Consider the following 16,444-nt stretch of genomic DNA (forward strand, 5'->3'; position numbering starts at 1 on the left):
TCTTGCCGACCTTCACCCAGCGATCGTCACCAACATTGTTCCGGCGCGATTGATCCCTTCGCCATGAAACGGGATCGCCGCCCGCCGGTGTTGCGTCAGGTCAAGGGCGCGCGCCCGAAGTTTGGGCAGCGCTACTGTGCATGGGGTTGTTTTCGCGTTTTTGCTCTTGTTCTTGATTTGTTCCGGGCGCATGCTATGTTGGCTTCATGAGTCGAGCATCTTCTCGTGCCCTCAAGCACCCGCCGGTTACGGCGCCCTCCGAGCCGGCGGGTGCGCCTTCTGATTTTCCTGCCGATTTTCCCGAGCTTGGCGTTGCCATCGACCGCGCACGCAGGCGAGGGCGGGGCGCCCAGTCCAACGCGAGCGGCCGTTACGAGGCCGAGGCCCGCGTCGCCTTCGACGATGGCTGGCAGAGCCTGGAGGAACTGCCTCCGTTCAAGACCACGGTCGGGATCGATACCTCGCGCAAGGTGATCACCCGCAACGATTCCCCCGACATCGGTTTCGACCGCTCGATCAATCCCTATCGCGGCTGCGAGCACGGCTGCGTCTATTGCTTCGCGCGGCCGACGCACGCCTATCTCGGCCTGTCTCCCGGGCTCGACTTCGAGTCAAAACTGTTTGCCAAACCCGAGGCGCCGGCGCTGCTCGAGAAGGAGCTCGCTGCCAGCGGCTACGAGCCGCGGATGATCGCGATCGGCACCAACACCGATCCCTATCAGCCGATCGAGCGCGAGCGAAAGATCATGCGAGGCATCCTAGAGGTGCTGGAGCGCGCCGGGCATCCCGTCGGCATCGTCACCAAATCGGCGCTGGTGGTGCGCGATATCGACATTCTCGCGCGGATGGCCAAGCGTAACCTCGCCAAGGTCGCGATCTCGGTTACCTCGCTCGATCCGAAGCTCGCGCGCACCATGGAGCCGCGGGCGGCGACGCCACCGAAGCGACTGGAAGCGCTCAAGCAGCTCTCGGAGGCGGGCATTCCGACGACGGTGATGGTCGCGCCCGTGATCCCCGCGCTGAACGATTCCGAGATCGAGCGCATTCTTGATGCCGCAGCCCATGCCGGCGTCAAGGAAGCCTCCTACGTGCTGCTGCGGCTGCCGCTCGAGGTCCGCGATCTGTTCCGCGAATGGCTGATGGCGAATTATCCAGACCGCTACCGCCACGTCTTCACGCTGATCCGCGACATGCGCGGCGGCCGCGACTACGATGCGAAATGGGGCGAGCGGATGAAGGGGACCGGCCCGATGGCCTGGACCATCGGCCGTCGCTTCGAGATCGCCTGCGACCGGCTCGGCCTCAACAAGCGGCGCTCCAAGCTGACCACCGATCACTTCGCGCGGCCGAAGCGGAACGGCGATCAGCTCAGCCTGTTGTGATCGCGAAGTGGACGAGGCGTAGCATGAGTGAGGAAGCCACCGTGCCGGTGCCGCGGCTGACCGTCGTCACGCTCGGTGTCAGCGACATCCGCGCCAGCATCGCCTTTTACGAGGCGCTCGGTTTCTCGCGCCTGCTCAAGGCGACCGGTGAGGCGGTCGCATTCTACGACACCGGTGGTCCGGTGCTCGCCTTGTATCCCTGGGATCAGCTCGCCGCCGACGCCGGGTTGCCGGACAATCCAAGACCGCCGGCATTTCGTGGGATGACGCTCGCCTGGAACTGCCGGACGCGCGAGGAGGTCGATACGGTGCTGGCTTTCGCTGTCGACAAGGGTGCAGCGCTGCTGAAAGCGGCGCACGAGACCGGTTACGGCGGCTATTCCGGCTATTTCACCGATCCCGATGGCCACCCCTGGGAAGTCGTGATCGCACCCGGCATCGAGGTGGGCGAGGACCGACGGGTGCATTTGGCGGAATAGGGCGGCCCACCTGAATAACGGGAATTGTCTCGGGTTCCAGGTTGCGCTGGCGAAGCCGCTTGCGCACGATCCCCACCATGATTCGGGACAAGTCCGCCAAGAAGCCGGCCAAAGACACGCCTAAAAAAGACGGTGCGAAGAAAGCTGCGCCTGCCAACACGTCGGAAGGCAAGGCGTCGCAAGCCAAGGCTCCGCAAGCCAAGTCGTCGGAAACCAAGGCGTCGGAGGTTCAGGCTTTAACCGGCAAAAGCGCCGGCCGGAAAGGCATCATTGCCGTGGCCCCGCCGAGCTTCCGTCGTGAGCGCGCGCTGATCAAGCGCGGCGTCTGGCCGGTCGCAGGCTGCGACGAGGCCGGTCGCGGACCGCTCGCCGGCCCCGTGGTGGCGGCGGCGGTGATCCTTGATCCCGACCGCATTCCCCGTGGCATCGATGATTCCAAGCGCCTGACGGCCGAGGAGCGCGAAAAACTGTTCGACAAGATCTGCGCCACCGCGCAGGTCTCGGTCGCGGTGGCTTCGCCCGCGCGGATCGACCGCGACAACATCCTGCGTGCTTCGCTATGGGCGCTGAAGCGCGCGGTGGTGGCGCTGCCCGAGGCGCCGCGCCACGTCTTCGTCGACGGCCGCGACCGGCTCGATACGGAATGCGACTGCGAGGCCGTGATCGGTGGTGACGGCATCGTGCTGTCGATCGCGGCCGCCTCCATCGTTGCCAAGGTGACGCGGGACCGGCTGATGTGCGCGCTGGCGCAGGACTGCCCCGGCTACGGCTTCGAGCAGCACAAGGGCTACGCTGTCCCCGAGCATCTCGACGCGCTGGATCGCCTCGGCCCCTCCATCCACCACCGCAGCTTCTTCGCCCCCGTCGCCGCCGCCCGCGCCAAGCACATGCCCTGGACCGTCGAGCCGGCGCAGGATCTGTTCTCTGTCGCGGAGGTCGAGGTGCAGGTGGAAGCCCAAATCGAGATCGACGCGTCTGCGAATCTCTAGGTTTCCTCCGCAGCTTCCCCCATCCGTCAAGCCCGGCATGACGACTTGCGGCGGTTGCCACGACGCGCAGCGCCCTTTATCAAAACAGGTGTGAGCGAACAGGGCCGGCTGGACGGGTTGGCTGCATCTTTCGGACGTTGCATGCGGTTTACCTCCCTGGTCATCGAGCTCATTCGCGCCCGGCCGCGGCTGATCGTGTGGATCGCCGTGCTGCTCCAGGCGGCGATGTGGCTGTTCGTGGCGCTGGTGTTCTACCGCAGCCCGCCCGGCAGTCTGGCGACGCTGCTGGCCTTCGGCCGCGAGTACCAGGTCGGCACCGATCTCGGCCCGCCGCTGCCGGTCTGGCTCGCCGACATGGCCTATCGCGTCGCCGGCGGTCACATGTTCGGCGTGTATGTGCTCGCTGAGCTCTGCGAGATCGCGACCTTCATCGCGCTCTTTCATCTGTCTCGTGCCGTCGTCGGCTCACAGCAGGCGGTGCTGGCCGTGCTGCTGACCATGACCGTGCTGGCCTTCTCCTCGTCCGCGCTCGACTTCGGACCCTTGGTGCTGGCACGGCCGCTCTGGGCGCTGCTGCTGCTGCACTCCTGGCAGATCATCGGCCAGCGCCGCAGCAATGCCTGGTTCGCCTGGTCGATCGAGGCCGGCCTGTTGTTGCTCACGACGCCCGCCGCGATCTTCCTCCTCCTCCTGATCGTCGTCTTCGCGATTTCGACCGCGGGCGGCCGCAGGGCGCTGCGCGGGCTCGATCCGCTATTCGCGCTGATCGTCGTCGCCGTGCTGGCGCTGCCCTATGCGATGTGGCTGATGCGCGCCGAGACATTGACGATGCCGGCCTTGCCGCAACTTTCGGAGCTCAACGCCGGCGTCCTGCACGCAGCCTGGCTGCTCGGCGGGCTCGTGCTTGGGGCGGCGGCGATTCCGGCGCTGATCTTCCTCAACACCGGGATGTTCGCCGGCAAGGGCGAGGAGCCGCCGATCATCTATCGCCCGCCGGTCGAGCCGCTCGCGAGCAACTTCGTCTATTTCTTCGCGCTGGCGCCGCCACTCGGCGCGGTGCTGATCTCCGGCCTGCTCGGGCTCGAATCCGTCGTCGGCGGCGCCGGTGTCATGCTGGTCATGTCCGGGCTTGCCGTGATGGTCGCCGCAGGGGATCTCATCGCGATGCGCCGCGCGCGGATGCTGCGCATGGTCTGGGCCGCCGCAATCATCGCGCCCGCCATCGGCGTCGTGCTCGCCGTCCTGATCATGCCTTGGACTGGCACCGGCGAGATCGCAACCTCGATGCCGGCGCGCGCGATCTCGGATTTCTTCGACGAGAGCTTCGCCCGCCGCACCAATCATCGCCTGCGCGCGGTCGCCGGCGAGACCCAGCTTGCGAGCCTGATCGCGCTGCATTCCGGCCGGCCGCACCTCTTCATCGACGCCGATCCTGCGCGCACGCCGTGGATGAATCAGGCCAAGTTCAGCGAGACCGGCGGCGTCGTGGTCTGGCGCGCCTCCGACACCGCCGGCACCCCGCCGCCGGAGATCCTCAAACGATTTCCCAACATCGTCCCGGAAGTCCCGCGCGCCTTCGAATGGCTGGTAACCGGCCGCCAGCAGCTTTTGCGCATCGGCTGGGCCATCGTGCGGCCGAAGGGGGCGTAGGTCAGTGTCATTCCGGGGCGCGGCGAAGCCGCGAGCCGGGAATCCATTCATCCGCTCACTCTGCCGCTCGATGGATTCCGGGCTCTCGCTTCGCGAGCCCCGGAATGACGGGTGGGTGTGGTTACACCGCGCCTTGCGCCAGCACCTTCGCAACCGCGCGCAGATCCTGCCAGGCCAGCCGCTTGTAGGACGGCGAGCGCAGCAGGTACGCCGGGTGAAATGTCGGCAGCGCACGGATGGTGCGCTGGCCGGTGTCGTAGTCGAACCAGCGGCCCCGGGTGCGCATGATGCCTTCGCGCGTTCCGAGCAGCGTCTGCGTCGAGGGATTGCCGAGCGTCACCAGCACATCCGGATTGACCAGCTCGATCTGACGCTGGATGAAGGGCAGACAGATCTGCGTCTCCTGCGGCGTCGGCGTCCGATTGCCGGGCGGCCGCCAGGGAATGACGTTGGCGATATAGGCGGTGGTGCGGTTGAGCCCGATTGCGCCGATCATGAGATCGAGCAGCTTGCCGCTGCGCCCGACGAAGGGCAGTCCCTCGATGTCCTCGTCGCGCCCGGGCGCCTCACCGACGAACATGATGCGCGCCTTAGGATTGCCGTCGGCGAACACCAGCCGCGTCGCGGTGTGCTTCAGCGCGCAGCCCTCGAAGCTCTGCATCAGTTCGCGCAGTGCATCCAGCGTCGGCGCCGTGCGCGCGGCCTCGCGTGCGGAAGCAATCGCGACGTCGGGCGCAGGGGCTGTCTCGCCGCGCATGAGCGTCGGCGCGGCGGCGGGCCGCGATGGCTCGACCGGCGGTGCCACGCGCGGGGCCGGTGGCGGGGCTTCTAATTCCGCCAGGCGGTCGATCGGTTCCTCGGCGAGCGCGCAGTCGACACCCGCCTCCAGATAGAAGGCGAGAAGCTCGCGGATGGTGGGTGCGGGTTCGGGGATCATGGGAAAGTCTGACTTTTATATCAGCTTGGGCGGTCTTGCACCCCGGCGAAACGTATTTCCGAGGTTGTCCTACCCGGAAAAATCGGAAACAAGAGGGCGCAATCGACCAAGGACCGTCTCAAGGGCTGAGATCAGATGAGCACCGAAGAACTCTCTCCTCGCGAATCCATGGAATTCGACGTCGTCATCGTCGGCGCCGGCCCCTCGGGCCTGTCGGCTGCGATCCGGCTGAAGCAGATCAACGCCGATCTCAACGTGGTCGTCGTGGAGAAGGGCTCCGAGGTCGGCGCGCACATTCTCTCCGGCGCCGTGATCGACCCGGCCGGGCTCGACAAGCTCGTTCCGGACTGGCGCGAGGATGCCGACTGCCCGCTGAAAACCCAGGTGAAGGACGATCGCTTCTATTGGATGACGGCCGGCGGCGCGATCAAGCTGCCGAACTTCATGATGCCGCCGCTGATGGACAATCATCATTGCTACATCGGCTCGCTCGGCAATGTCTGCCGCTGGCTGGCGCGCAAGGCCGAGGCGCTCGGCGTCGAGATCTATCCGGGCTTTGCGGCGGCCGAAGTGCTCTATGACGAGGAGGGCAAGGTCAAGGGCATCGCCACCGGCGACATGGGCATCGGCCGGGACGGCAAGCCGAAGGACTCCTTCACCCGCGGCATGGAATTGCTCGGCAAGTACACGCTGTTCGCCGAAGGCGCGCGCGGCAGCCTGACCAAGCAGCTCATCAACAAATTCGCGCTCGACGCCAAGGCCGAACCGCCCAAATTCGGCATCGGGCTCAAGGAGGTCTGGCAGATCGATCCCGCCAAGCACCAGAAGGGCTTGATTCAGCATTCCTTCGGCTGGCCGCTCGATATGAAGACCGGCGGTGGCTCATTCCTCTATCACTACGACGACAATCTCGTCGCCGTTGGCTTCGTCGTACATCTGAATTACGACGATCCCTATCTGTCCCCATTCGACGAATTCCAGCGCTTCAAGACCCATCCCTCGATCCGCGGCACTTTCGATGGCGCCAAGCGGCTCGCTTACGGGGCGCGCGCCATCACCGAGGGCGGCTACCAGTCGGTGCCGAAGCTGAGCTTCCCCGGCGGCGCGCTGATCGGCTGCGCGGCCGGTTTCGTCAACGTGCCGCGCATCAAGGGTGTGCACAATGCGATGGGCACCGGCATGCTCGCCGCCGAGCACGTCGCCGCGGCGATCGCGGCCGAGCGCGCCAATGACGAGCTCGTGGAATACGAGAACGCCTGGCGTTCCTCGTCGGTCGGCAAGGATTTGTTCCTGGTCCGCAACGTCAAGCCGCTGTGGTCGAAGTTCGGCACCGTGCTCGGCGTCGCGCTGGGCGGCTTCGACATGTGGTGCAACACGCTGTTCGGGGCCTCGCTGTTCGGCACGCAATCGCATCTCAAGCATGACCGCGCCACGCTCGATCCGGCCAAGCAGCATGCACCGAAGAACTATCCGAAGCCGGATGGCAAGATCACCTTCGACAAGCTGTCCTCGGTGTTCTTGTCCAACACCAATCACGAGGAGGACCAGCCGATCCATCTCAAGGTCGCTGACATGAACCTCCAGAAGACCTCGGAGCACGACGTGTTTGCCGGTCCCTCGAGCCGCTATTGCCCGGCCGGCGTCTATGAGTGGATTGAGGAGGGGTCTGGCCCGCGTTTCCAGATCAACGCCCAGAATTGCGTCCACTGCAAAACCTGCGACGTGAAGGACCCCAACGGCAACATTACCTGGGTTCCCCCGGAGGGCGGTGGCGGCCCGAATTACGAGGCAATGTAAGCCGGGATCACGTATCCAGACCGGATGTGGCCGGGGTTACGCGACCCCCGGCAATGTGACGCACGTTCGCGTGAAACCGGGGGCCGCCGGAGCGGCCGGCGGCCACGATAAGGCCATAGTAGCGGCGTCTTGGGGCGCTGGTGGCGGATTCACTTGGCCGCGTTGGGACGTGCGGCGGGGATCGCCCGGTCCGAATCCTTGCGGCGAGGCGCCAAAAGCGGCATTGTCGGCCTGACGGTTCCGGGTCCCGATGCCACCGGCCGCGTTCGCATGCGACATGGCCTCTGCTGCAAACCCAGGCACTACCAACTCAAGGCGAGCCCTGATGTTTTCAAATCGTTTCAACCGCTGGACTGCTGCCGCCATCGCCTTCATGGGCACCGCGATCGTAGCGGTCCCCGGCGCGGTCCTAGCGCAGACGCCGGATCACCCGGAGAACACGGCGGCGCAGTTTCCGACCCGGAACGATCTGAAGTCGCTCACCGGCGCCGGCAGCTATCTCGCCGCCCGCCACGCCAGCGTCGAGCGCGACGCGACCTCGGCCGCGGCGTTCTACCGCTCGGCCCTGCGCACCGATCCGAAGAACAACGAACTGCTCGACCGTGCCTTCATCTCCTCGGTCGCCGACGGCGACATCGACGAGGCGGTCAAACTCGCCGAGCGCATCCTCACCATCGACAAGACCAACCGCGTCGCGCGGCTCGTCGTCGGCGTTCACGATCTCAAGCTGAAGAAGTACGCGGCGGCGCAAACCAACATCAACCAGTCGATCCGCGGCCCGATCACCGATCTCGTCGCCACGCTGTTGTCGGGCTGGGCCGCCTATGGTGCGGGCGATGCCAAGGGCGGTGTCGCCGCCATCGACAAGCTGGCCGGTCCGGAATGGTATCCGCTGTTCAAGGATCTGCACGCCGGCATGATCCTCGAGCTCTCCGGCAAGGAGAAGGACGCCGGCACCCGCTTCGAGCGCGCTTACAAGCTCGACGATTCCATGCTGCGCATCACCGAGGCCTATGCGCGCTGGCTGTCGCGCAACAAGGATTCCGCCGCGGCGACCACCGTCTACCAGGCTTTCGACAAGAAGCTCGCCCGTCATCCGCTGATCTTGGAAGGCCTGCGCGAGACCAAGGCCGGCAAGAAGATGCCGCCGCTCGTCGATTCCGCGCAAGCCGGCGCCGCCGAAGCGCTCTACGGCATCGGCGCCACGCTGACCCGCCGCGGCGGCGAGGATCTGGCGTTGGTCTATCTCCAGCTCTCGCTCTACCTCCAGCCCAGCCATCCGCTGGCGCTGCTCTCGCTTGCCGACCTCTATGAATCGGTGAAGCGGCCGCAGATGGCGATCAAGGTCTATGAGCGCGTGCCCTCGTCCTCGCCGCTCAAGCGCAACGCGCAGATCCAGCTCGCCATCGACCTCGATTCCGCCGACCGCACCGATGAGGCGATCAAGATCCTCAAGGGCGTCACGTCGGAGGATTCCAAGGACCTCGAAGCCATCATGGCGCTCGGCAATATCGAGCGCGGCCGCAAGCGGTTCGGCGACTGCGGCGCGACCTATTCGCAAGGCATCGAGGTGCTGCCGCCCGGCAACGACAAGGCCAACAGCGTCTGGTATTACTATCGCGGCATCTGCGAGGAGCGCTCCAAGCAGTGGGCCAAGGCCGAAGCCGACATGAAGAAGGCGCTCGAGCTTCAGCCCGACCAGCCGCACGTCCTCAACTATCTCGGCTATTCCTGGATCGACCAGGGCGTGAATCTCGACGAAGGCATGAAGATGATCAAGCGCGCCGTCGAGCAGCGTCCCGACGACGGCTATATCGTGGACTCCCTCGGCTGGGCCTATTACCGCATCGGCAATTACGAGGAGGCGGTGAAGAACCTCGAACGCGCGATCGATCTCAAGCCCGAGGATCCCACCATCAACGATCACCTCGGCGACGCCTACTGGCGCGTCGGCCGCACGCTGGAAGCAAAATTCCAGTGGTCGCATGCGCGCGATCTCAAGCCCGAGCCGGAAGAACTGCCGAAGATCGAGGCCAAGATCGCCAACGGTCTGCCGGACGACAATTCGAACTCTTCGGCGGCGCAGGCCGAGAAGAAGAAGGATGACGGCAAGGGCGGCTGAGCTGAGCGCGTGATCCGGAAATCGTGTAGCGCTTTTTCGGCAAGATCATGTGAAGGAAAGACGTAGGTTCTGGGGGCGTGTCGCCGATGTCGGCGTTGATTGAAGAGGGGCGGGCGAAGGTCAATCTGAGCCTTCGCGTCGTCGGCCGTCGTGCCGACGGCTATCATGATCTCGAAAGCGTGGTTGCGTTTGCCGACTGCGCCGACCGGCTGACGCTGGAGCCCGGCGGCGAGTTGAAGCTCACCACCACCGGACCGCTGGCCACAGCCTGCGGCGATAACGCCGACAATCTCGTGCTCAAGGCGGCCAAGCTTCTGGCCGAGGCCGTACCGGGCCTGAAGCTGGGCGCCTTCGTGCTCGACAAGGTGCTCCCCGTCGCGGCCGGCATCGGCGGTGGCTCGGCGGATGCCGCGGCGGCGCTTCGGCTCTTGGCCCGTCTTAACGACTTATCGCTCGATGATCCCCGTCTCCAGAAGGTCGCGCTCGCAACTGGCGCCGACGTGCCGGTGTGCCTGCTCTCGCGCGCCTGCGACATGACCGGAGTCGGCGAGCAACTGCTGCCGCTCGCGCTGCCGAGCATGCCCTGCGTCATGGTCAATCCGCGGGTGCCGGTCGCGACCAAGGACGTGTTCCAGGCGCTGGGTCTGCGCAACGGCGAGCTCCTGGTCGGCGTCACCGACGTCATCCGCGCTCCGGCCTGGCCGGAGGAGGGCGCCTCGATCGCTGACTGGGTCAACGTTCTCGAGACCGTCGCCAACGACCTCGAAGCGCCCGCGATGCGCATCGAGCCGGTGATCGGCAAGGTACTGCAAGCCTTGCGTGCCTCTGCCGGCGTCAAGCTCGCCCGCATGTCCGGCTCCGGGGCGACGTGCTTTGCGATCTATGGCACGCCGGCCGATGCCTATGCCGCCGCCGAAAAGATCCGGCGCGATCATCCCGGCTGGTGGGTGCATGCGGGAACGTTGAGCTAGCTAGTATTTTCCTGGAGACGCTGCGCAGCCCGGATGAGCGAGGCGATCCGGGCCTCTTTCTTGCCGCGCCCTGCATGTCGCTGCGCTCATGAAGGCTACGATAGCAAGCTAATCCGCACTTTGCTCGTCGAGCCCGAGAAACCGCCGGATCTCAGTCAGCACCTCTTGCGGCTTGTCATGCTGCAGCCAGTGTCCCGCCCCGGCGACGGTCTCGATGCGCGCGTTCTGGAAATACCTCTCCAGGCCCGCTGCCTTTGCGCCGGCCAGAAAACTTTCGCCGGCATTGAGCAGCAGCGTCGGGCAGGCGATGCGCGCCCACAGTTCGATGTGGTCGTCTGGCCAGAGCCGGTGCGGCGCACTGGCGCGCTGGTAGTGATCGAACTTCCAGCTATAGGTGCCGTCCTCGTTCTGCCGCGCGCCATGCGTGGCGAGATGCAGCGCGAGGTCGCGGGACAGCCGCTTGTTGTGAAGCATCATCTGCGCGGCTGCGGCCTGGAGCGTCGAATAGCGGCGCGGCGTGCGGTCGTGCAGCTTGTCGAGCTGCGCCACCCATTTGCCGATGCGCTCATGCACCGGCGGCTTCGGCGTGTCCGGCAACATGGTCACGCCGTCGAGGACGACGAGCTTGGAGACCAGCTCGGGGAATGAGCCCGAAAAGATCAGACTGACCATGCCGCCCATCGAATGGCCGATGAGCGTCACCTGCGGCGCAGCAATGATGCGGACGAGCTGGGCAAGATCGTAGACATATTCCGTCAGCGCGTAGCTGCCGCCTCGGGTCCAATCGGAATCGCCGTGTCCGCGCAGGTCGGGTGCGAGCACGTGGAAATGCGGCTGCAGCGATCCGGCGATGACGTCCCAGCTCCGGCAATGATCGCGGCCGCCATGGACGAGGATGGCGATGGGTGCGCCCTCGTTGCCCCAGTCTGCGCAATGCAGCCGCAGGCCGTGCGATTCATAGAACCGGCTTTGCGGGGCGCTAGCCATTTGCCGGCCGCCGTGCCAGCGCGAGCGACAGGCCGAGGCCGGCGATGAAGACGCCCGAGCCCTGCGTGAGGCGCCGCATCAGATGCGGCCTTCCGATCAGCTGCTTGCGCGTCGCTGCTGCCATCAGCACCACCACCACATCGGCGAGCGTATTCAGCGTCACCGAGATTGCGCCGAGGAGGACGAATTGCAGCGTGGGGTCCGATCCTGCGGGATCGAGGAACTGTGGAATGAAGGCGAGGAAGAAGGCGGCGGTCTTCGGGTTCAGCGCCTCCACCAGCACACCGTCGCGAAAGGCGCGATTGTCGCCGATGGGCTCGCTCGCGAGCGACAGCGCCCGGCCGGTGCTGCGAAAAGTTTTGATACCGAGCCAGACCAGATAGAGCGCGCCGATAAATTTCACTGCGGCGAACAGTTCGGCGCTGGCCAGGATGATCGCGGAGATGCCGAGGCTACCCGCCACCACATGAACCAGTCCGCCCAGCGCCGTGCCCGCAGTCGATGCGAAACCGCTGACGCGTCCCTCCGATAATGTCCGTGCCGCGACATAGAAGATGCCGGGGCCGGGAACGGCGGCAATGAGACAAGCTGCCGCCAGGAACAGCCAGAAATTCGTCGTGATCATTGTGTTTTGGTAGCGAAGCCTGACGCGATTGCAAGGCCCCTCGTTTAGCCGATCCGGCGGAAGATCACGCTGGCATTGACCCCGCCAAAGCCGAAGCCGTTCGAGATGGCGCTCTGCATCGGCATCGGCCGCGCTGCGCCGGCGACGATGTCGATGCCATCAGCGCCAGGATCCGGGTTTTCGAGATTGAGCGTCGGCGGCGCGATCTGGTCGCGTAAAGCGAGCACGGTGAAGATCGCCTCCAATCCGCCGGCGGCGCCGAGCAGATGGCCGGTGGCCGATTTGGTCGCGCTTACGGCAATGCCGCGGTCACGGCCGAACAGCGCGGCGATAGCGCCAAGCTCGCTCTCGTCGCCGGCGGGCGTTGATGTCGCATGGGCATTGAGGTGCTGTACATCCGCGGGCGCAAGGTTCGCCTGCCGAAGCGCGATCTCCATCGCGCGGCGGGCGCCATCACCATCGGGCGGACCCGAGGTCATGTGATAGGCATCCGCGGTCGTGCCGTAGCCGACGATCTCCGCGATCGGCGCCGCGCCGCGCGCCAGAGCATGCTCCAGTTCCTCGATCACCAGGATGCCGGCGCCTTCGCCCATCACAAAACCGTCGCGGTCGCGATCGAACGGGCGCGAGGCGCGTGCAGGCTCATCGTTGAAGCCGCTCGACAGCGCACGTGCCGCAGCAAAGCCACCGAGGCTGACGATATCGATACAGGCCTCCGCACCGCCGCAGATTGCGACGTCGATCTCGTCGGCGCGGATCATGCGCGCGGCATCGCCGATCGCCTGGACCCCGGCCGCGCAGGCGGTGACGGGCGTGCCCAGCGGTCCCTTGTAGCCGTATCTGATCGAGACGTGGCCAGCGGCGAGATTGGCGAGGAACGAGGGGATCGTGAAGGGCGAGAGCCGGCGCGCGCCGCGCTGCTCCGTGATGCGCACCGCCTCTGCTATCGCCGGAAAGCCGCCGACGCCGGAAGCGATGATCGTCGCGGTCCGTGCCAGCGCCGCGGCGTCCTGCGGCATCCATTTGGCCTGCGACACTGCTTCTGCGGTGGCGAGCAGCGCGAACAGGATGAAGCGGTCCATCTTGCGCTGGTCTTTTGGCGCAGCCGCCTGTGCGGGATCGAAGCCGGCTTCGGCATCATCGGCCTTGTCGGGCACGAGCCCGGCGATGTGCGCCGGCAGTACCTGCGCCCATTCGGGCAGAGGGCGCAGCCCGCTTTGACCGGCCAACAGCCGGCGCCAAGACCGCTCGACACCGCAGCCAAGCGGCGACACCGCGCCCATTCCCGTCACGACGATACGACGCATGTCAGTCTCCAGACGGCGCGACGGCCGGGTTCATGGCCTTGAGTGAAGCGAGTCGTTTGCGCATCCCGCGGCTGGCGCGTGGACCGGCGATGACGACTGCATTGGTGAGCGTGATCGGACGCAGGTCGGCGGCATCGACGACGACAGGATCGAACGGGCGGATCTCGTCTCGGCTCGCCAGCAGGATGGCTTCGCCCTTCGGAGCGAGATGCTTGTTGCCCCAGGCGAGCAGCGCCACGATCACGGGAAAGAAATCCCGCGCCTTGTCCGTCAGCGCATATTCGTAGCGCGGCGGCCGCTCATGATAGCGGCGGCGAACAAACATGCCGTTCTCGGTGAGATGGGCGAGCCGCCGCGACAGGATGTTCGGCGCGATCCCGAGGCTTTGCGAAAACTCGTCGAATTTCGTCGCGCCCTGAAACGCATCGCGCAGGATCAAAATGCTCCACCATTCGCCGACCGTCTCCACGGCGCGGCCGACAGGGCATTCCAGGATGGAGGGAGATTTGGGCTGCATGGCAGCAAGGTAGGTGAGTGACTTGCAAAAGGCAAGTGACTGGGGCAGGCAGCAGCAGGCGCGAGCAGCGTAAGTGATATGATGGCTAAAGCGGTTCGGTGGGAGACAGCGCGTCTGGTCGGAATGTGCGGCGGGCACTTGCCGGACCGCTCTCGCGCCCGGACGCAGCGCAGCGCCGGGGCCCATCTTGCTGAGAGCTGCGCGTGCCGCGTGGGTCCCGGCCCTGCGCGGCCACGCGACGAGCGTTGCAGTCCGGGACACGGAAGGGAGTGCGATGCTGCCTCTAACGCTCCGGCATTGGGAGCGGAGCGAAGCAGCAATCCAGATCGTCACCGCGGCAGTTGACGAGTGGAGAGCGCGTCGGGCGGTCACGCCTAATGTGATCGCGCCAGACAGAACGCCACGACCTGTTCCAGCGCGCTCTTCATCGGCGAGGACGGGAACAGTGCCAGCGCGTCCACAGCCATGGCGCCGTAGTGCTGGGCGCGGCTCAGCGTGTCCTCCAGCGCGCGGTGCTTGTTCATCAGGCCGATGGCGTGATCGAGATCGGAATCGCCGACGTCGCCGCGCTCCAGTGCCCGAATCCAGAAGGCGCGCTCGGTGTCGTTGCCGCGGCGGAAGGCGAGCACGACCGGCAGCGTGATCTTGCCTTCGCGGAAATCGTCGCCGGTGTTCTTGCCGAGTTTGGCGCTCTTGCCGCCATAGTCGAGCACGTCGTCGACGAGCTGGAAGGCGATGCCGAGATTCATGCCGACCGAGCGGCAGGCAGTCTGTTCCGCCTTCGGGCGGTTGGCGATCACGGGGCCGACCTCGCAGGCGGCGGCGAACAGCTCGGCCGTCTTGCCGCGGATCACGGCGAGATATTCGTCCTCGGTGGTCGCGGTGTTCTTGGCCGCGGCGAGCTGCATCACCTCGCCCTCGGCGATGGTCGCGGCGGCCGCAGAGAGGATGTCCAGCGCGCGCAGCGAGCCGACCTCGACCATCATGCGGAAGGCTTGGCCGAGCAGGAAGTCGCCGACCAGCACGCTCGCCTCGTTGCCCCAGAGCATGCGCGCAGACAGCTTGCCTCGGCGCATCTCGCTTTCGTCGACGACGTCGTCGTGGAGCAGGGTCGCGGTATGCATGAACTCGACGGAGGCGGCGAGCTTGATGTGGCCGTCGCCGGTGTAGCCGGCGAGGTTGGCCATGGCGAGCGTCAGCATTGGCCGCAGGCGTTTTCCCCCGGAGGAGATCAAATGATTGGCGACCTCAGGGATCATGGTCACATCAGAACCGGTCCGCGACAGGATCGTGGCGTTGACGCGCTCCATGTCACCGGCGACAAGGGCAACCAGCTCTTCGATCGACGCGCCCGGAGTTTCGAAAGGTACGATGACGGCCACGCCGGTCTCCAATATTTGCCCCGGAAGGGCTATTCTGATGGAAAGACAATAGAAACTGGTGGCGGATGCGGCAAGTGCCGCGGAACCATTGACATTTGCCGCTTCCCTCTTTTTCAGGCAGGAGACCTGCGTTTGCGTGAACTGGTTCGGACCAACGACATGGTGCTGGTGTCAGCGATCGGCGCGCTGCTCGACGGTGCCAATATCCATCATCTGGTGCTTGACCAGAACATGAGCATCATCGAGGGCTCGCTCGGCATTCTGCCGCGGCGGATCCTGGTCCATGAGGATGACGCCGTCGAGGCCCGCCAGCTTCTCACCGAGGCCGGCCTCAGCCACGAATTGCGCGGCGATGATTGAGGCCGTAGCCGATATCACCGAAGACGCCTTTCTCGGCGGGCAGCTGCGCCTGAAGCAGAAGCGATCCGGCCATCGCGCCGGACACGACGCCATCCTGCTTGCGGCGGCGACCACGGCCAAGGCGGGCGATCGCGCGATCGATCTCGGCGCCGGCATCGGTGTGGCGGGCCTCGCGCTTGCCAGGCGCGTGGCTGGATTGCGGCTCGGCCTGGTCGAGATCGATCCGGTGCTGGCAGAGCTTGCGCGGTCCAACGCGGCGGCGAATGGAATTGCCGCCGAGACGATCGTGCTCGACGTCACTGCCGATGCGCAGGCGTTTGCGGCAAATGGTCTCGTGCCCGACAGCGTCGACGTGGTGCTGATGAACCCGCCTTTCAACGATCCGGTTCGGCATCGCGGGTCGCCGGACCAGGCACGTCACACCGCCCATGTCGCGCGCGACGAGACGCTGAATGCATGGGTGCATGCGGCGCGGCGCATCCTCCGATCGAACGGCGTGCTGACGTTGATCTGGCGTGCAGATGGGATCGCCGACGTCCTGGCAGCGCTGTCACGCGGCTTCGGCAGTCTGTCGATCCTGCCAGTTCACGGTGAGGCGGGGCGGCCGGCGATCCGGGTGCTGGTGCGCGCGGTCAAAGGCGGCCGGGCGCCGGCGCGAGTGCTGCCGGGCCTCATGCTCAATGACGAGTCGGGCGTGCCTAAAAAAGAGGTGAAGGAGATTCTGGAGGGAAGGGCGGTCTTGCCGCTGGCGGAGCCGTGATCGCTTATTGCGGAAGCGATTCCGACTGCTGTTCCTGCGGCGTCGTCAGGCGGATCGCCATGAACAGCGCACCGATCAGCAGCATCAGCAAATAGATTTTCATGGCGTTCTCCGCTGCCTCATTGCAGCCTCCCAACGGGAAATCTGCAAAACACGTTCCAGGCACTTCCAATGACAGT

Annotated in this window: 15 protein-coding genes; 9 read left to right on the top strand and 6 right to left on the bottom strand. The window is 65.7% G+C overall.

Going from position 1 to position 16,444, the window contains the following annotated elements:
- The first annotated feature begins 206 nt into the window (after positions 1–206).
- The 4 genes from IVA87_RS05980 to IVA87_RS05995 all read left to right on the top strand — a co-directional run bounded on the left by IVA87_RS05980 (position 207) and on the right by IVA87_RS05995 (position 4,500).
- Entirely contained in the window at positions 207–1,382 is a 1,176-nt protein-coding gene (locus IVA87_RS05980; RefSeq protein ID WP_247300876.1) for a PA0069 family radical SAM protein, read from the top strand.
- A 23-nt stretch (positions 1,383–1,405) separates the two neighbouring features.
- Positions 1,406–1,861, top strand: a complete 456-nt coding sequence (locus tag IVA87_RS05985) for a VOC family protein (RefSeq protein WP_247300875.1) — start codon at positions 1,406–1,408, stop codon at positions 1,859–1,861.
- Positions 1,862–1,938: 77 nt separating this feature from the next.
- Positions 1,939–2,850, top strand: coding sequence for a ribonuclease HII (locus IVA87_RS05990; RefSeq protein WP_247333012.1), 912 nt, complete (start codon positions 1,939–1,941; stop codon positions 2,848–2,850).
- A gap of 141 nt (positions 2,851–2,991) precedes the next feature.
- On the top strand, positions 2,992–4,500 hold the full coding sequence (locus tag IVA87_RS05995; RefSeq protein WP_247300873.1) for a glycosyltransferase family 39 protein: 1,509 nt from the start codon (positions 2,992–2,994) through the stop codon (positions 4,498–4,500).
- A 121-nt stretch (positions 4,501–4,621) separates the two neighbouring features.
- Here IVA87_RS05995 and IVA87_RS06000 read toward each other — a convergent pair whose 3' ends face one another.
- Complete coding sequence (locus IVA87_RS06000) at positions 4,622–5,437, bottom strand: uracil-DNA glycosylase (RefSeq protein WP_247333014.1); 816 nt, start codon at positions 5,435–5,437, stop codon at positions 4,622–4,624.
- A gap of 135 nt (positions 5,438–5,572) precedes the next feature.
- Here IVA87_RS06000 and IVA87_RS06005 point away from each other — a divergent pair, with 135 nt between their 5' ends.
- From IVA87_RS06005 to IVA87_RS06015, 3 genes are all read left to right on the top strand, one after another.
- Complete coding sequence (locus IVA87_RS06005; protein WP_247333015.1) at positions 5,573–7,234, top strand: electron transfer flavoprotein-ubiquinone oxidoreductase; 1,662 nt, start codon at positions 5,573–5,575, stop codon at positions 7,232–7,234.
- A 325-nt stretch (positions 7,235–7,559) separates the two neighbouring features.
- The gene (locus tag IVA87_RS06010; protein ID WP_247300870.1) at positions 7,560–9,356 is read left to right on the top strand and encodes a tetratricopeptide repeat protein; all 1,797 of its coding nucleotides are present in this window, start codon (positions 7,560–7,562) and stop codon (positions 9,354–9,356) included.
- A gap of 86 nt (positions 9,357–9,442) precedes the next feature.
- Complete coding sequence (locus IVA87_RS06015) at positions 9,443–10,327, top strand: 4-(cytidine 5'-diphospho)-2-C-methyl-D-erythritol kinase (protein WP_247300869.1); 885 nt, start codon at positions 9,443–9,445, stop codon at positions 10,325–10,327.
- Positions 10,328–10,435: 108 nt separating this feature from the next.
- Here the strand turns inward: IVA87_RS06015 and IVA87_RS06020 are convergent, their stop codons facing one another.
- From IVA87_RS06020 to IVA87_RS06040, 5 genes are all read right to left on the bottom strand, one after another.
- The gene (locus IVA87_RS06020) at positions 10,436–11,314 is read right to left on the bottom strand and encodes an alpha/beta hydrolase (RefSeq protein WP_247300868.1); all 879 of its coding nucleotides are present in this window, start codon (positions 11,312–11,314) and stop codon (positions 10,436–10,438) included.
- Complete coding sequence (locus IVA87_RS06025) at positions 11,307–11,939, bottom strand: LysE family translocator (RefSeq protein ID WP_247300867.1); 633 nt, start codon at positions 11,937–11,939, stop codon at positions 11,307–11,309. The genes IVA87_RS06020 and IVA87_RS06025 overlap by 8 nt, the downstream gene beginning before the upstream one ends.
- A gap of 44 nt (positions 11,940–11,983) precedes the next feature.
- A complete protein-coding gene (fabF, locus tag IVA87_RS06030) occupies positions 11,984–13,246 on the bottom strand; it encodes a beta-ketoacyl-ACP synthase II (protein WP_247300866.1) in 1,263 nt (420 codons plus the stop codon).
- A 1-nt stretch (position 13,247) separates the two neighbouring features.
- Complete coding sequence (locus IVA87_RS06035; protein ID WP_247300865.1) at positions 13,248–13,763, bottom strand: helix-turn-helix domain-containing protein; 516 nt, start codon at positions 13,761–13,763, stop codon at positions 13,248–13,250.
- Positions 13,764–14,137: 374 nt separating this feature from the next.
- A complete protein-coding gene (locus IVA87_RS06040; RefSeq protein WP_247300864.1) occupies positions 14,138–15,145 on the bottom strand; it encodes a polyprenyl synthetase family protein in 1,008 nt (335 codons plus the stop codon).
- A 132-nt stretch (positions 15,146–15,277) separates the two neighbouring features.
- On the opposite strand from IVA87_RS06040, the gene IVA87_RS06045 reads away from it, so the two are divergent.
- Together IVA87_RS06045 and IVA87_RS06050 are read left to right on the top strand one after the other, a co-directional pair.
- A complete protein-coding gene (locus tag IVA87_RS06045) occupies positions 15,278–15,505 on the top strand; it encodes a DUF2007 domain-containing protein (protein WP_166817884.1) in 228 nt (75 codons plus the stop codon).
- The gene (locus tag IVA87_RS06050; RefSeq protein ID WP_247333016.1) at positions 15,498–16,265 is read left to right on the top strand and encodes a methyltransferase; all 768 of its coding nucleotides are present in this window, start codon (positions 15,498–15,500) and stop codon (positions 16,263–16,265) included. Before IVA87_RS06045 ends, IVA87_RS06050 begins: the two co-directional genes overlap by 8 nt.
- Positions 16,266–16,444 lie beyond the last annotated feature (179 nt).

The sequence above is a fragment of the Bradyrhizobium sp. 147 genome, from assembly GCF_023073935.1.
Lineage (GTDB): Bacteria > Pseudomonadota > Alphaproteobacteria > Rhizobiales > Xanthobacteraceae > Bradyrhizobium.

Excerpts from the sequence above, each read along its gene's own strand:
- IVA87_RS05995 (WP_247300873.1), top strand. The coding sequence starts at position 2,992 with ATGCGGTTTACCTCCCTGGTCATCGAGCTCATTCGCGCCCGGCCGCGG.
- IVA87_RS05980 (WP_247300876.1), top strand. The coding sequence starts at position 207 with ATGAGTCGAGCATCTTCTCGTGCCCTCAAGCACCCGCCGGTTACGGCG.
- IVA87_RS05990 (WP_247333012.1), top strand. The coding sequence starts at position 1,939 with ATGATTCGGGACAAGTCCGCCAAGAAGCCGGCCAAAGACACGCCTAAA.
- IVA87_RS06035 (WP_247300865.1), bottom strand. The coding sequence starts at position 13,763 with ATGCAGCCCAAATCTCCCTCCATCCTGGAATGCCCTGTCGGCCGCGCC.
- IVA87_RS06005 (WP_247333015.1), top strand. The coding sequence starts at position 5,573 with ATGAGCACCGAAGAACTCTCTCCTCGCGAATCCATGGAATTCGACGTC.
- IVA87_RS06025 (WP_247300867.1), bottom strand. The coding sequence starts at position 11,939 with ATGATCACGACGAATTTCTGGCTGTTCCTGGCGGCAGCTTGTCTCATT.
- IVA87_RS06000 (WP_247333014.1), bottom strand. The coding sequence starts at position 5,437 with ATGATCCCCGAACCCGCACCCACCATCCGCGAGCTTCTCGCCTTCTAT.
- IVA87_RS06015 (WP_247300869.1), top strand. The coding sequence starts at position 9,443 with ATGTCGGCGTTGATTGAAGAGGGGCGGGCGAAGGTCAATCTGAGCCTT.
- IVA87_RS06050 (WP_247333016.1), top strand. The coding sequence starts at position 15,498 with ATGATTGAGGCCGTAGCCGATATCACCGAAGACGCCTTTCTCGGCGGG.
- IVA87_RS05985 (WP_247300875.1), top strand. The coding sequence starts at position 1,406 with ATGAGTGAGGAAGCCACCGTGCCGGTGCCGCGGCTGACCGTCGTCACG.
- IVA87_RS06020 (WP_247300868.1), bottom strand. The coding sequence starts at position 11,314 with ATGGCTAGCGCCCCGCAAAGCCGGTTCTATGAATCGCACGGCCTGCGG.
- IVA87_RS06010 (WP_247300870.1), top strand. The coding sequence starts at position 7,560 with ATGTTTTCAAATCGTTTCAACCGCTGGACTGCTGCCGCCATCGCCTTC.
- fabF (WP_247300866.1), bottom strand. The coding sequence starts at position 13,246 with ATGCGTCGTATCGTCGTGACGGGAATGGGCGCGGTGTCGCCGCTTGGC.